This is a genomic window from Plesiocystis pacifica SIR-1 (assembly GCF_000170895.1).
Lineage (GTDB): Bacteria > Myxococcota_A > Polyangia > Nannocystales > Nannocystaceae > Plesiocystis > Plesiocystis pacifica.
This window is the reverse complement of the sequence record NZ_ABCS01000015.1, coordinates 133,500-147,560: the sequence shown is the minus strand read 5'-3', so window position 1 is coordinate 147,560 and position 14,061 is coordinate 133,500. Positions and strand designations below refer to the sequence as shown.

The 14,061-nt window shown below is 69.2% G+C and carries 10 protein-coding genes; 7 read left to right on the top strand and 3 right to left on the bottom strand.

The genetic code is table 11. The features are described from left to right. Positions 1-165: 165 nt before the first annotated feature. The gene (locus PPSIR1_RS45875; RefSeq protein ID WP_157595401.1) at positions 166-1,014 is read right to left on the bottom strand and encodes a poly-gamma-glutamate hydrolase family protein; all 849 of its coding nucleotides are present in this window, start codon (positions 1,012-1,014) and stop codon (positions 166-168) included. Positions 1,015-1,769: 755 nt separating this feature from the next. Here PPSIR1_RS45875 and PPSIR1_RS10350 point away from each other — a divergent pair. From PPSIR1_RS10350 to PPSIR1_RS42375, 7 genes are all read left to right on the top strand, one after another. Further along, complete coding sequence (locus PPSIR1_RS10350; RefSeq protein WP_157595400.1) at positions 1,770-2,282, top strand: hypothetical protein; 513 nt, start codon at positions 1,770-1,772, stop codon at positions 2,280-2,282. Between the two features lie 25 nt (positions 2,283-2,307). Then, positions 2,308-5,223 carry a serine/threonine-protein kinase gene (locus PPSIR1_RS10345; protein WP_086001196.1) on the top strand — a complete coding sequence of 972 codons (2,916 nt, stop codon included), beginning with the start codon at positions 2,308-2,310 and terminating at the stop codon, positions 5,221-5,223. Positions 5,224-5,333: 110 nt separating this feature from the next. After that, a complete protein-coding gene (locus PPSIR1_RS10340) occupies positions 5,334-6,368 on the top strand; it encodes an ADYC domain-containing protein (protein ID WP_006970987.1) in 1,035 nt (344 codons plus the stop codon). Positions 6,369-6,418: 50 nt separating this feature from the next. Continuing rightward, entirely contained in the window at positions 6,419-6,760 is a 342-nt protein-coding gene (locus PPSIR1_RS10335) for a hypothetical protein (protein ID WP_198154487.1), read from the top strand. A gap of 140 nt (positions 6,761-6,900) precedes the next feature. Next, positions 6,901-7,800, top strand: coding sequence for a hypothetical protein (locus PPSIR1_RS10330; RefSeq protein WP_157595399.1), 900 nt, complete (start codon positions 6,901-6,903; stop codon positions 7,798-7,800). 106 nt (positions 7,801-7,906) lie between these two features. Continuing rightward, positions 7,907-8,284 carry a hypothetical protein gene (locus PPSIR1_RS10325; protein WP_157595398.1) on the top strand — a complete coding sequence of 126 codons (378 nt, stop codon included), beginning with the start codon at positions 7,907-7,909 and terminating at the stop codon, positions 8,282-8,284. A 2-nt stretch (positions 8,285-8,286) separates the two neighbouring features. Continuing rightward, positions 8,287-10,083 (top strand): serine/threonine-protein kinase, encoded by a 1,797-nt coding sequence (locus tag PPSIR1_RS42375; RefSeq protein ID WP_053335345.1) that lies wholly within the window; start codon positions 8,287-8,289, stop codon positions 10,081-10,083. Positions 10,084-10,097: 14 nt separating this feature from the next. Here PPSIR1_RS42375 and PPSIR1_RS10315 read toward each other — a convergent pair whose 3' ends face one another. Continuing rightward, positions 10,098-11,111: an ADYC domain-containing protein gene (locus PPSIR1_RS10315; RefSeq protein ID WP_045115753.1), complete on the bottom strand. Its 1,014-nt coding sequence runs from the start codon at positions 11,109-11,111 to the stop codon at positions 10,098-10,100. Beyond that, on the bottom strand, positions 11,108-14,059 hold the full coding sequence (locus PPSIR1_RS10310; RefSeq protein ID WP_006970981.1) for a serine/threonine-protein kinase: 2,952 nt from the start codon (positions 14,057-14,059) through the stop codon (positions 11,108-11,110). The genes PPSIR1_RS10315 and PPSIR1_RS10310 overlap by 4 nt, the downstream gene beginning before the upstream one ends. Between the last annotated feature and the right edge of the window lie 2 nt (positions 14,060-14,061).

Here is a 14,061-nt window from a genome sequence, read left to right as displayed (position 1 = left end):
GGACGTGGGGCAGGGAGGGCGTGGCGTCGTCCACGACGGCTAAAATAGGCAGAGGGTCGGGCAAACTCGTTTTGGCCGACCCTCTGAGTCGTGGATGTGGGGCAGGGAGGTCCAGCCCAAGGGGTCCAGGAGTTTGGTGAGACCACGGGCGGGCCTGCCACAGGCTCAGCCCGACAACTCCTCCAGGCTCGCAGCGAGCGCTTGAACCACCAGCTCTGCGTACTCGTAGCGAACCTGCGGACCTTGCTCAATCTGGATTCCGTTCCCCGCACACATCCAGTTGACGAGGTTGGCTGGCGACGCTCCTGCGAGCGCATCTCCCTCGGTAGCGACCGTCACTTGAACCCCAGTGCCAGCGAGGCTCTGTGCGAGATACTCCCCGACCAGGTTGCGCTCGTCGAAGGCCGCGCCGCCACCCACGAGCACACCCGGGCTTGCCATGCCGTGGAACGCCACCGCGCGGGCGTATGCTGTCCCGAGCAGCGACCCGAGGCCCTGGAAGCTGGCAGGGTTGATGTCTGTGCTGGTGAGGTGCCAGCGCGCGAAAGCGCCTCCTCCGCTGCGCCAGCCTTTGCATGACCAACTCCCTACCTCCAAGAGATCGGCGAGCATCTCGGCCTCGGTGTCGGTCTCAAACTCGATCGCACCGCCGTGGGGTGCGAGACAAATGAGCTGCTCGTTTTGAAACGACCCCCGGAGGCACTCGACGAACTCGCTGTTCATGCACGCCTCTTGCTCCTGCTCTTCGTCGACAGCGGTCAGCACCACGAGGGTGTCGAGTACCCCATCGAAGGTGTTCGAGGTTCCAAGCCGTTCGCGGCCGGCGCGTGCCATGCGAACCGAACCAGGCGGGTCAGCCAAGTTGACGGATGCGACTGTGTAGACGGCGTATTCACCTTCGTTCCGCCAGATTCTAATCTGCTCCCCGGGGGCCACGAGCCACGCCAAGTCGGGAGAGATAGAGCAGTGCTCGGGGTATCCGATCAGGCCTTGTCCGATCGCCGCTTTGTGCACGGAGATTGGAGCCGTCCATGCGTTGCGAAAATCCTCAGACTCGAAGGCGAGGTCAGGCTCGAGGCAGGCAGTACTCGCGCAAGCACCAAGCAACCCCGTGGCGAATTTCCGTCGAGAGAGCGGCGGGCACTGGCGGGACGATGGCGCCGTGGAAAGAGAAAAACAGGAGGTCGAACGAGGACGGAAGGGGGGTGTCATTGGGCGGTTCGATTCGTGTGGTGTGAGGAGCAGGCGATTCCAATGAGGTGACGATCGACCGCGCTCTGACTCAGGGAGACAGCGCTTCGATGACCAACCCAATTCGGCGACCTGGGGTCGCGCGAGAGCCTCGAGTCGAGAGAACAAACGTCGACTCACCGAGACACCGTGGTGGTGTCAGCAAAAACCAGCGTCAATTATTGATGCCGGTTCATGGCCGAGTTTGGACACCGAGTATCAGAAAAATTGACACACTCACTGGACCTCGCGGCGTCGACCGGAGCACCTGCCATCCTGATCCAACGGCCATGAATTGGTTCGCCTTACAACTGAAATAGCGTGAAATGGGGGGTCATTGTCCCGGGCATGCGCCCACGCATCTTCTGCGGCGTTGAACTTGCGAAGTATCCAGGGGGAAACATCAGCCGCCAGGCCGGTTCGGCCCGGTTTGGGACACCGATAACTTATTGCTCCGAGATGTCCAAGTCATCCGTGTGGCCGGCATTAACCAATGAAGACCGTTGCAAAATCTCCAGGAATAGCGAAGATGTTAACCAGTGCCCGAGATCGAGAGTGCAGTCGTCGCGTTGAGCGACGCCGACTGGTATCGCTTGCGGCGTGTCGGACAAATTATCTCGCTAAAGACACCCACAATGGACGGGGAAGCCTTGTTGTTCGAGGCATTGGAGCGAACCATCGACGGTCGACGGCAGTGGCGCCCCGAGGCTGTCGACTTCGTCGGTCACTTGATCGGCGCGATGCGGAGCATCGCGTCTCACGAAATCGAGCGCAAAGGCAACAAAGTCGTCCCGTTCACCTCGAGCGTCGAGCTCATCGGACTGTCCGACCCGACGGACCCCGAGGAGGCCTTGTCGGCGGAGCAACAGATTCGAATGTTGCGTGCGCACTTTGGCGCAGGCGGCGACAGCCTCGCCCTTCAAGTCCTCGACGCCATGGAGCTGGGTTGCGATGGATCGATGATCCGCGAGCAGCTCTCGTTGAGCCAAAACGCGCTTCAGACCGTTGTGCGACGCATTCGACGAGTAGCACACCGCCTGCTCCCGACCTGAGCTCTCCGTCGGCCGGAGCGGTCCGATGAACGAGCGCGAAAGTGCTCGCGAGCCGTGGCCGTGGAGTGCTGCCTTCGCCAAGGCCAATGACGAGCTGATGCTCGCTCGGGCCAAGGCCGCTGGCGAAGATCCGGCGGCTGAAGCCGAGCGGCTGCGCGCAGAGTGTCTCGCCCGGGTCGCAGCGGCGAAGCTTCGCGTCAAGACCGTCGATGTGCGCGAGACGGACGTCGACGCCGAGATCGACTCGACTCCCCCCGACACTCTGGTGCCGCCGCGCTTGGGACACTACGAGATCGTCGACTTGCTCGGGCAGGGCGGGATGGGGGTCGTATACGCGGCTTTCGACGAGCGCTTGGGTCGGAACGTGGCCATCAAGGTGCTGCACGGCCACAAGTGGGACGCCACCGGGCGCCGTCGAGAGCGCCTGCTCCGGGAGGCCCAGGCCATGGCTCGGGTGAGCCACCCAAACCTCGCGACTGTCCACGAGGTCGGAGTCACTGGTGATCAGCTCTATGTCGCAATGGAGTTCATCTCCGGGCCGACCCTGGAGCGATGGCTGGTCACGGAGGATCGCTCTTGGCACGCCGTCGCCGACGTGTTCCGGCAGATCGCGGAAGGCCTGTCGGCGCTCCACGAGGCCGGCCTCGTCCATCGAGACATCAAGCCCTCGAACGTGATCGTTGGCGATGACGGCTGGGTGAAGGTCCTCGATCTGGGCCTCGTCGGGGTCGATGGCGGCGAGTTCGTCTCGCTGGAGGACTCCGCGAGCGACTGGAGCTCGTCCTTGAGCCAGGTCGATCAGCTACTGACCAAGACCGGCGATCGCATCGGGACGCCGGCCTACATGTCACCAGAGCAATTCTCGGGTGAGCGGCTGACCCCAGCGTCCGACATCTTCTCGTTTTCGGTGGCGCTCTATGAAGCCCTGCACGGGGTTCACCCCTTCATGGCCGAGACCCTGGAGGAGCTGCGCGACAACGTCGTTAGTGGACGAATCGCGCCTCCATTCATCGCTGGCGACGTGCCCGCGCGCCTGACCGTACTCGCCAAGCAGGGCCTCGCCCTTCACCCGCAGCGCCGCCCGGCGTCCATGGAGGACATCGCCAACATCCTCGGTGAGGACCCAACCCGCGTCCGACGGCGCGTGCTCCGGGCCGTGGGCGGAGCCACGGCCCTGGGTCTCGCCGTGGTCGCGGGTGTGTTCGCGGCCGGTGGCCTCGACGCGGGCGAGCGAGCCTGCGAGGGGAGCGAGGCGATCATCTCCGCGACCTGGGGCCCCGAGCAGTCGCTCGCCGTCCGTGACGCCGTCGACTCGACGGGCTTGAGCTACGCCGAGCCCCTGGGCGAGCGCATCATCCGAGCGCTGGACGGCTACGCTGGCGCCTGGGCGAAGGCGCACCGCCAGGTGTGTCTCGACCACGCGCAGGGCCGCCACTCCGAGCAGCTGCTCGACGCGCGGATGGCCTGCCTCGACCGTCGACGTCAGGCCTTCGCGGGGGCCGTGGAGCTGCTCACCGCCGCCGACCGTGAGGTCGTCGACCATGCCGGAGAGATCGTCGCCGAGCTCCCCCGCCTCGACGCGTGCGACGACCTGACCTCGCCGAGTGTCCGCGCCTACATTCCCGATACCCTGCTCGCGGCGGCCCCCTTGGACACCCACGCGCGCGCCGTCGCTCGTGACCTGGAGGCTCAGCTCGATCACGCTGAGCTCCTGGCTCGAGCCGGGCGCATCGACGACGCGCTCGAACGCAGCGCGAGCGTGGCCGAGGTCGCCGAGTCCATGGGGCTCGACGAGAGCCTCGCCCGCGCGCTGCTGTGCGAGGCCCGCGTGCGCATGGCCGTGAGCCTCGATCGGGAGGCGACCGCCCGCCTGCTCTCGCGCGCGCGCGTGCTCAGTACGCGCGGGCCCTATCCGCTCCTGGCGGCTGAGGCCGTGAGCCGTCAGATGTACCTCCGCGGGCTCCGCAGCGGCGCGAGCGAAGTGGTCATGGAGGACGCCGAGCTCGCTGACGCGTGGATCGATCAGGCTGGCGGTAGCCCCGAGGTCGAGGCGCTGCTCCTCAACAACCTGGGGGCCGTGCACCTGGCTGGAGGCCGACGCGCGGAGGCGCGGACCGCCCTCCAGGCCTCGCTCGAGCTCAAGAGCGAGTTGCTTGGCACCACACACCTCGAGCTCGCCCCGACGCTGGCCAACCTCTCGCTGCTCACCGAAGACCCGGACGCGCGGGAACAGCTTCACGCGCGGCTCGTGGCCATCCACCACCATCACCTCGGCCCCGAGCACCCCCAGTCCATCGACGCCGAGGTGTTTGCCGCGGTGTTGGTCGAAGATCCGGCGCGCTCGGCCGACCTGCTGGCCGAGCTGTGCCCTCGCCTCGAGGCCCTCGGCGCGCGCGTCAGCGCGGGAGAGTGCAACTTCGAGAAGGGGAGGCGAGACTTCGCTCGGCGAGCCGACGGCTCCGCCCGGCTCGCCTTCGAGGCGGCCTTGGAAGGCCTCCCGGCCGAAGACTCTCGCCGCGAACTCGCCCGCGCCTACCTCGTCGTCGTTGGAGCCCCTGGCGACGCTGACCGGCTGGGGGTCGACGAGGACGCACGAGCGCGGATCCTCGCCGCCTCCTCCCAGGCATGGTGGGCCCTGAACCAGCGCGCAGAGCTGCTGCTATTGGATGGGACGAAGTCCTTGAAGGCAGGGGACCTCGAGCGCGCCGAGGCCGAGCTCGAGGCCGCGCTCGCTGACCTCCAGCGTATTCGGGACATCGCCCAGCCCATGGACCACGAGCGCTTGCTGGCGCTCACTCGCTCCGCCCTCGCGCGCGCCCTCGCGCTCCGCTCCGATGCGGACGTAGAGCGAGCCAAGGCCCTCCGCGACACCGCGACGACCTACTTCATGCGCTGGCCGAACACCTACGCGCTAGCTCTGATTGAACTCCACGACATTTAGCCCGGCTCTCCGCTCGCGCGAGCGACCACGCCGAGCTTACCGCCGACGATCTGTCCTGGCGCATCGAGGCCCACTGCCTCCAGACGCCGCTACTCCAGGAGAACTGAACGATGAACATCCAAAACCAATGGGCCACGCTGATGACCTGCCTGTGTCTCATGGCTGGAGCCCCCGGCTGCGACCCCGACCCCCACGGCTCCAACCAGGGCCTGGCCGCTGACGGGTTTCGAAACTACGACTACGCCCAAGACTGTCCCCGTTGGCAGTGCGGCTACAACACCGCCGACGTCAACGGCAAGTCCATGCAGGAGCTGAACCTCGATGGCTTGCCCAACGCCGACGGCGTCGCCGTGGTGGGTGTGACCGTCCCGGCGGGGCTCCTCGGCCTGAACCTGCTCCCGGCCGAGCTGGGCGTCGTGGGCGACGCGCTGGCCGCGTTCACGAGCCCCAACGGCGCGCCGCTCACGGGCGCTGAGCTGGTCGGGGCGGTGCTCTGGCTGGAGGTCGACGGCTTGCCCGCGCTACCTGTCACCATCTCCGGGTACGAGCAAGTCGAGTCCTGGGCCGAGGGGAGCCCCCCCGTCGACGCCTACGCCCTGACCTACGTCGACGTCGAAGGCGCGCTGAGCCTCGAGCGGAGCGTTTGCAAGGGCACCCTCGTCGATCCTCTCCAAGCCGCGGTGGTGATCTTGGCGGGGGAGCGCTACGACCCCGAGACCAAGGCCGTGCTCCCCGACGAGGACCGGTGGATCACCCTTGCCTGCGCTGGCTCGGCAACGGCCAAGGTCGCCCTGCTCGGCTATGGCCCGCACGGAGAGCTCGGCGGCCAGGGGGCCGCGAGCGTCGAGCAGCGCCAGGCCACGCTCAACATGATCACCGCGAACTACTGCGGAGACGGCCACGCCTACACGGAGGACGGCACCCCCTTGGCCTGGGAAGATGCGGCGGGCGTCGTCACGCCCTTCATGCCTCCAGGCGCCCGCGAGGCCCTCTGGGACGCCGACGGGGCCCTGTGCCTCGATACGCCGAGGCTCGTGGAGCGGACCGAGGTCGGCTGCGAACTTCCGACCTGCGCCGAGCTCGAGGCGGGGGGAGAGCTCGATGGTCTCGCGGTGTGGCTGACCCACGGCGAGGAGCAGGGGTGATGACGGGGAGCAAGCGCCCAGCGCTCACACTCACGGACGGGAACAAGACCATGCTGGATACATTCGACACACGAGATATCGTACTCGCCCGCGGGCTGACGCTGACCGAGTCGACCGGAATGCTCCGCGACGCGAGCCGAGAACGCGAGCTGCGTGAAGCGGCTCGGCGCGAGCTCGACAAGCGCCGCGAAGACGCGGCCGAGCTCGAGGAGCTGCGGGAGGCGGCCCGACAGCGGCGCACGCGAGCGCTTCGTCGGCGGTTGCTGCTCGAGCGGGTGGCGGTCGTCGTCGCGTTCGCGGCCGCGGTCGCGACCTTCGGTATCTTGCTCGGGGAGGCGCTAGGCCAAGGGTCCGACGATGGTATCGAGGGCGCGCACGTGGGGCGGCGATGAGCGGGCTCGGGTCCGTGCTCCTCGGCTTGACGCTGTCGCTGGCCTCGAGCGAGGCTGAGGACGCGCGGCGTCTGAGGACGCTCGCCGCGGTGCCCGAGGTCCCCCAAGCGCCGCGCCCTCTCGTCTCCTACGAGCGCTCGTTGGCGGCCGTACAGGCGGCCACGTTCGCAACCAATACGGAGCCCGAGCGCGGGGCGATTCAACTCGAGGTCGCCCTGCGCGCCCTCCTCGACCACTCCCCCAGGCTGTCCTCAGACCAGGAGGGGCAACGGCTGCAGCTCCTCGGCGAGCTCGCGTTGGCTCGGGTCGCTCTACTTCGAGGAGAGGAGCTCCGCGCCGCGACCATCATGGATCGCTTGCTAACCATCGCGGAGCTCTCGGGGTCACGGGGCGAGTTCGATGAGGAGACCATCGGGCCGCGGCTCAGCCAGCTGTTGCGCGAGCGACGAGCCGAAGACCTGGGCGCGTGGACGCGCCTGCGAGTCCACTGCTCTGGACCCTGCGCCGTCTTCGTCGATGGCCGGGCCGTCAAACTCGAGCGGGTCGCCGGCGACGGGGTTCCGCTGAGTGTCGGCGAGCACGTGCTGTGGATCGAAGAGGGGACGCGGCCCCGTCGAGAGTGGCTCGAGGTCGACAGCAGCGGAGAGCTGCTCGAGCGCTCGACCGGGGCCTCCGTCGAACCGCCCCCTCCCAGCCTCGCCGCTGGCACGCTCGAGCTCCCCCCGGCGTCCATGCCCGCGGGTCCGACCCGGGGCGAAGATCGCACCAAGGCCATCCTCCCGCGCTGGCTCGAGATCGCGGGCGTCGTGACGGGAGCCGGCCTGGGGGGCGCCAGCGCGAGCCTCCTCGTTTTGGATGGGCGCTGCGTGGGCGGCGGCAGCCCGAGCGGCCCGAACGCGTGCGCGAACCTCCACCAAACCCAAGCAGGCGGAGTCGCGCTCGCGGCCGCTGGCGCGACGACCCTACTGACGAGCGCGATTCTCTTGGCCATCGACGAGCGACGTCGGGCCCACGTGAACGGAGAAGACGGTCATGACTGAAAGCCACGGACACCGGAGCTCGCCTTCACTGCTTGGCCTCGTCATCGGCCTCACCCTCGGGTGCACCACGCCGAACCCCGAACATGAGGGAGGGCTCATCGGCGAGATGGACGAAACCCAGAGCGGCTCCGAAGATGAAGACGAATACGAAGGCGAAGGCGAAGGCGAAGGCGAAGGCGAAGACGAGACGGAGAGTGACGCCTCCTCGGGGCTCCCCGGAGGGACCTGCGAGCTCGGTGAGCTGACCGGGCAGCCAGCTTGCGACGCCTGCCTGGAGCAGTCTTGCTGTGACCTGGCCCAGGCCTGCGCCGACCACCCCACCTGCGGGTGCACGTTCGCTTGCCTCGCAACGGGCAGCGAGTTGCTCGGCTGCGTCCTCGCGTGTGGCCTGGGGCAGGTCGAGCTGTCGCCGGTCGAGCTCGAGCCCTTGCTCGGCTGCGCAACGTCTGTCTGCCTTGGGGAGTGCTCCCTCGCGGGGTCGTAGTCATGGTCGAGCGACGCCCCCCACCGCCCCCTCCCGCGCTGCCGGAGCTCGAGCCCTTCGAGCGCTTGGGGCCCTACCTGCTCCTGGATCGCCTCGGCAACGGCGGCATGGGCGAGGTCTGGATGGCCCGACGCCAGACCCCCTTTGACGGGGCGTCCAAGGTCGTCGCCATCAAGGTCATGAGCTCGAAGCTCGCACACAGCGTGGAGGCCCGGCGCTTGTTCGAGAGCGAGGCTCGACTGTCCATGATGCTCACCCACTCGAACATCGTGCAGATGTTCGACGTGGGGATGGAGGGGCAGCGCGCTTACCTCGCCATGGAGTGGGTCGACGGGCTCGATCTCGCCACAGTTCTCCGGGTCAGCCGCCGAGCGGGGGAGGCCATTGATCCGAACTTGGCGGCCTATGTCATCGGCGAAGTCTTGCACGCGCTGAGCTACGCGCATGGCCTATGCGAAGACGGGCAGCGCGAGGCCGTACTTCACCGGGACATCTCACCGCAGAACATCCTGACCTCCGTCAGCGGGGAGGTGAAGCTGACCGACTTTGGGATCGCGCGCCTGTGCAGCGAAGAGACCACGGGAAACCACGTCCGCGGCAAGCTCCGCTATATGCCTCCGGAGCAGCTCACCGGAGGCGCGCGGTCACCGGCCTCGGACCTGTTCGCGGTCGGAGCCGTGCTCCATGAGATGCTCTCGGGCGAAGCCTTTCGCGCGGACATCCCGACGAACGAGCTGTACTACTACGTCAGCGCCGGGCTCACGCCGACCCTCGAGCGCGAGGGGCTGCCCGCGGCGCTGTGTGGGCTCGTCGACGCGCTCCTCGCTCCCGAGGTCGAGGACCGACTGCAGTCCGCAGAGCAGGCGCTCGCGATGCTTCGGCGGTGGTCGGGCTACTCGACCCAACGCAGCGAGCTGGGCCGCCGCGTGCTCGCCCTGGCCGGCCTCGAGGGGCCCCGCTCGGGGCTGAGCATCGAAGGCCGCACGACGACCTACTCGAGCGGCGCGCGTCGGGGGGTCCTCGCCATGAGCCACGCCGACCTCGCAACCCGCGGCGCCCAAACGGAGCGATGCGGCTTCCCCGTCCCCGAAGCGGCCCGCGCGATCGATGCGCAGTCGGGGCAGCCGCCGCAGGGCGAGAGCGCCGAGGCGGTGGAGGCCCCGCTGCCTCGGGACGTGTCGCCGAGCCGCGCGCTCGAACCCGTCGCGCTCGGCCTCTTGGGCCTGGCCTCGGGCGTCCTCGGTGTCGTGCTCTGGTTCGGCGAGGTGCCCCCGAGCCCGGACCCCTCCCCCGCCTCGACGATGTTCTCCACACACACGAAGGGGGAGCGCTGCGGTGAACCCCTCGCCGTCGAGGAGGCCAACACGAACGAGCTTGCGCCGCCGGCCCTCACGCAGTCGAGCACCGAAGGCTCGACCCCGCGACCGCCCTCCACCGCACGGGAGACGAGCGACACGCAGGTCAGCGCGCACAAAGCCCCGACCCCCTCCAAAGTCCGCGCTCGTCGCAAGGCAAAGGGGATCCGAAGCCCTCAGCCCGAGGCCTCGGCGCTCCCCTCGACCGTGACCTTCACGAGCGGCGAATTCCACTGGCTGCGCGTGGCGATCGGTGAACGGCGGCTCACCCTCGACCCCCGAGCGCAGCTCCGCCTGGCCCCAGGCCGCTACCGCGTCGCGCTGCGCGATGGGGAGGGGAGCTGGGAGCAGGCTGGGGAACTACTCGTCGAGGCTGGCCTCGCGTATCGCGTCGACTTTACTCGGTCGGGGGGCTTTCGAGTCACGACGATGGACTCGCCTTGAGCGGCCGAGGCGCGTCAGTCGAGCACGGCGTAGGTCGCCCACTCCCCGTCGTCCAGCGTCAGGTCTCCGCAGCTGGGCAGCTCACAGCCGAGCACGACGTCGTCGCCGAGGCGGGGCTCGTCGAGGCACAGCGCTCCGGCCTCGGTCCAGATCGCCTCCAGGGAGCCGGCAGGTGGGAGCGTCGCCGGGACGACCGTTCCCGCCCGGTTCTCCCACTCGAGGGGGACGCCGTCGACGGTGTGCGCCTCGCCCGTGCCGCAGTAGTCCGCGGTGATCATCTTGAGCGTCGCCTGGCGCTGGGCGACGGTGGCAGAGGTCCCTTCCCCGTCGACGTCCCCGTGGGGGCCGTAGCCGAGCAGAGCGAGCTTGGCGCTCGCCGAGCCCGCGCACCCGAGGGTGATCCAGCCGTCTTGGTCCGGGACGACGGTCTTGGTGTCCTCGTCGTAGCGCTCGCCGGCGAGGACCACCACGGAGGCCAGGAGCGGATCGGTGAGGGTGCCCTGGCATACGCTGCGCTGGAGTCCGAGGCCGTCGAGGTCGAGGTAGACCAGCGAGTAGGCCGCGATCGGGTCTCCGGCGCCCCACGCCTCGACCTCCTCGTAGCCCGCGATGAGCACGGGCAAGCTCAGGCCTTCGCCGAGGTCGAACAAGATCGTCGAGCCGACCAGCTGCGCGCCCCGCAGCGTCGAGGTCCCGAGCAGCCCGCCGCGGGCGACGAGGCTGTCGCCTTCGACCCCGAGCTCCCAGCCGAGCAGCCCGCCCAGCGGGGGCAGGAAGCCCGCGATCGCCACCCCGTCGGCGTTTGCTTGCCCGTCCAGGCGAAGCTCGCGGACGGACTTGCCGTTGACCTCGGCGGAGTTGTAGCCGCAGCGCCAGCGCGGACAGTCGAGGTCGTAGCCCATGCGAAGATCGGCGTCGCCGTGCTCGTCTTCGGTCGCGCAGCCGCTGAGGCTGGCGAGCCCGAGGAGGGCGAAGGTCGCGGACAAGGCCGCGCTCAGGGCAGTAGGGGGAAGGTTGGGGGTGTTCATTGCTCGTTTCCTTTCAAGCGTCGTCGCGCGTCATCCATGCGCGCCTGAGTCTGTTGGAGTTGGGCTAGCCGTGCCTCGTAGGCCTGGGGCCAGCGTTGGAAGAAGGCCCTCGCCAAGTCGACCATCGCCTGAGCTCGGGGCGCGTTGGTCCCCGCCTCGAGCAGCGCGAGCGCCAGCTCGACGCGGGTATAGGCGAGCAGTCGCTCGTACTCAATGGGCTGAGCGTCGCTGCGCAGGGACTCGAGCTCCGCGAGGGCTCGCTCGAGCTCGACGAGTCGTCGCTCGAGCGCTCGGTCGGCCTCGAGCTCGGGCCAGGTCCTGAGCAGGGCAGCGAGCACGGCGCGGCGCTCGGCTTGCTCGAGTCGGGTCCACCAAGGCTCGCGCCCAGACTCGCCGTCGATCCTCGCTACGGTCGCCGACAGCTCCGCGTACGCTTGCTTCGGGACGTGATCACCGTCGACATCGCTCAGCGCCGCGTACGCGTCGGCGAGGGGCAGCACGGAGGAGGCCGGCGGAGCGGCGCTCTGGAGCTTGGCAAAGGAGCGCTCGGCTTGCTCGAGATCCCCGCGAAAGTAGGCCAGCTGTCCGAGGGCGCGCTCGCAGTCCACGGTCAGGCGCGTCTCGTCGGCGGCCGCGACCAAGGGACACAGCGCGGCGAGCTCGGCGCTCGCGCGGGCGGGCTCCTCGGTGAATAGGGCCGTCAGCAGGCGCGCGTCCAGGGTTCGTGGATGCTCGGGGCCCAGCCGGTCCTCGTAGATGTCGAGCATCTGCTCTTGCAGCGCTCGGCGCTCGGCGGGCACGTCGGAGAGCATGCTCAGGTTCGCCAGCCCGACCGCGATCTCGAGGTGCTCGTCGCCGAGCGCTTGTCGCTTGAGCTCCAGCGCGCGCTCGAAGTCGTCCTCGGCCGCCCGGCGCTGCCCGGCCGCGAGGCGGATCGTTCCCGCGTTGTTGAACAACAGGGCCCGAAGCTCGAGATCCCCGCCGGCACGGTTGAGCATGGCCTCTGCGATCGCGATGTCATCGAGCGCGGCGTCCGTGTGACCGTCGAGGGCTCGGACGTGCAGGCGGCGAATCATCGCCTCGGCCGCCGCGCGGTCACGCTTCGCCTCGATGGCGAGCTTCAGCCCGCGCCCCAGCAGCTCGTCGACGTCGCTGTCCGAGCCGGGCATCTCCAGCGCAATCTCGGCCTCCACGAGCAGCGCCCGAGCGAGGGTCGGCGGGTGCGAGAGCGACTCGGCGTCACGGACGGCCTCGCGGACGAGCGCCAGGGACTCCTGACCCTGCCCGGCGACGGCCCGCGCCTGCGCTCGAACCAGGCGGGCCTCGAGCTCAGCGACGGCTTTTGCGAGCGCAGGCTCTGTCGGGCGGGGCTCTCCCTCGAGCACCCCGAGGTCGTCGCAGGTCTCGATTCGGGGCAGGTGCGCGGTCACGAGGCCCGCCCGCGCGACCACAGCGTCGTCCCCCGAGCCCAGCAGCGCGACGGTCTCCGCGAGCGCCTGACGGCGCCGGTCCAGGCAGGCCACGCGCGCGTCGAGGAGCGCCGCCGAGTGGACCCCCTGCGCGTGGTCTTCGCAGGCTCGATCGCGCGCGGCGACCCATCGCTGGGCGTAGTCGTCGAGGGAGTCGACCGTGCGCGACGCCAGGGGGCCCGCGTAGGAGTGGCCGCTCTCGGCCATGGCCGCGCGCAGCCGCTGGGCCTCGCCCGGGTTCCAGATCGCCTCGATGCGCTCTCGCGCCGTGTCGCAGGTCGGGGCGCCGCCGTCGACCTGGACGAGGGTCAGCGCCACCCCGCCCAGGCCCGCGACGAGGGCGAGGCCCAGGGAGCCCAGCCACCGCCGGCGGGTCCGGCTGGGGTCCTTGCGCAGCTCCTCGGCGAGCTTCGTCATCGACTGGGGCCGCTGGGCGGGGTCCGACGCCAGCCCGCGGAGGACGAGGCCGTGCAGCCAGGTCGGGACCGAAGAGGACGCGGGCGCTGGGTGGATGGCGCCGTCGAGGATCCGCGACTGGAGGTTCACGAGGTTGCCCCGGTCTTCGATGAACGGGTGCGTCTCGTACAGGGCCTCGTAGAGCGCGACGCACAGCGAAAAGATGTCGGAGGCGGGGGTCAGCGGGAGCCCGAGGATCTGCTCGCGGGACATGTAAGCCGGCGTACCCAGGCACTCTCCCGTGCGCGTCAAGGAGCCGTCGATCGTGTTGGCCGAGGAGGACGAGAAGGGCTGGGCTTTGCGCCCATCCTCGGTGGCGTCGACGCCCGCGAGGCCGAGGTCCAGGACCCGGGCGCGACCATCCTTGCCGACCAGCACGTTCGCCGGCTTGACGTCGCGATGGACCAGGCCCGCCTCGTGGATCGCGGCCAGGCCGTCGGCGACCTGGCCAAACATCGCGGCGATCTCCCGCCACGAGCGAGCGTCGGATCGCAGCCACTCTTGAAGGGTTTGACCCTCGACGAACTCCATGGCGACGAAGAGCTGGTCCCCCGCGGTCCCGACCTCGTGCACGGCGACGACGTTGGGGTGAGAGACCCGCGCCATGGCCTGCGCCTCTCGCAGGAGCCGCTCGCGCCGACGGCCGTCGCTATCCCAAACGTGGACATGGAGGACCTTGACCGCGACTCGACGGTCGAGCAGCTCGTCGTAGGCCGCGTAGACGACCCCCATGCCCCCGGCGCCGATGCGACGCAGCAGCGGGTAGCGGCCGATCCGAGCGGCGGCCTGCTCCTCCTCATCCAGCTCGCTCTCCCCGCTCGCGTCGAGGGTTCGGTCCTGCGGGCTCGACCTCCCCGGCGCCTCTCGGGCCAGCCGCACGCGCTCGAGGAAGCGCTCCCGGAGCGCGTTCGCCGCGTCCGAGTCGCCCTCCCCGAGCTCCCTGGCCTGGGCGAGGATGTCCGAGTCGCTGGCGTCCTGGAGGTTCGAAACCAGCGCGTCGAGGAGGCCATCACGCTCGCTCACGC

Bases quoted from the DNA above. Each gene is read 5' to 3' on its own strand.
- PPSIR1_RS10325 (WP_157595398.1), top strand. From the start codon at position 7,907: ATGGACGAAACCCAGAGCGGCTCCGAAGATGAAGACGAATACGAAGGC.
- PPSIR1_RS10335 (WP_198154487.1), top strand. From the start codon at position 6,419: ATGCTGGATACATTCGACACACGAGATATCGTACTCGCCCGCGGGCTG.
- PPSIR1_RS42375 (WP_053335345.1), top strand. From the start codon at position 8,287: ATGGTCGAGCGACGCCCCCCACCGCCCCCTCCCGCGCTGCCGGAGCTC.
- PPSIR1_RS10345 (WP_086001196.1), top strand. From the start codon at position 2,308: ATGAACGAGCGCGAAAGTGCTCGCGAGCCGTGGCCGTGGAGTGCTGCC.
- PPSIR1_RS10315 (WP_045115753.1), bottom strand. From the start codon at position 11,111: ATGAACACCCCCAACCTTCCCCCTACTGCCCTGAGCGCGGCCTTGTCC.
- PPSIR1_RS10340 (WP_006970987.1), top strand. From the start codon at position 5,334: ATGAACATCCAAAACCAATGGGCCACGCTGATGACCTGCCTGTGTCTC.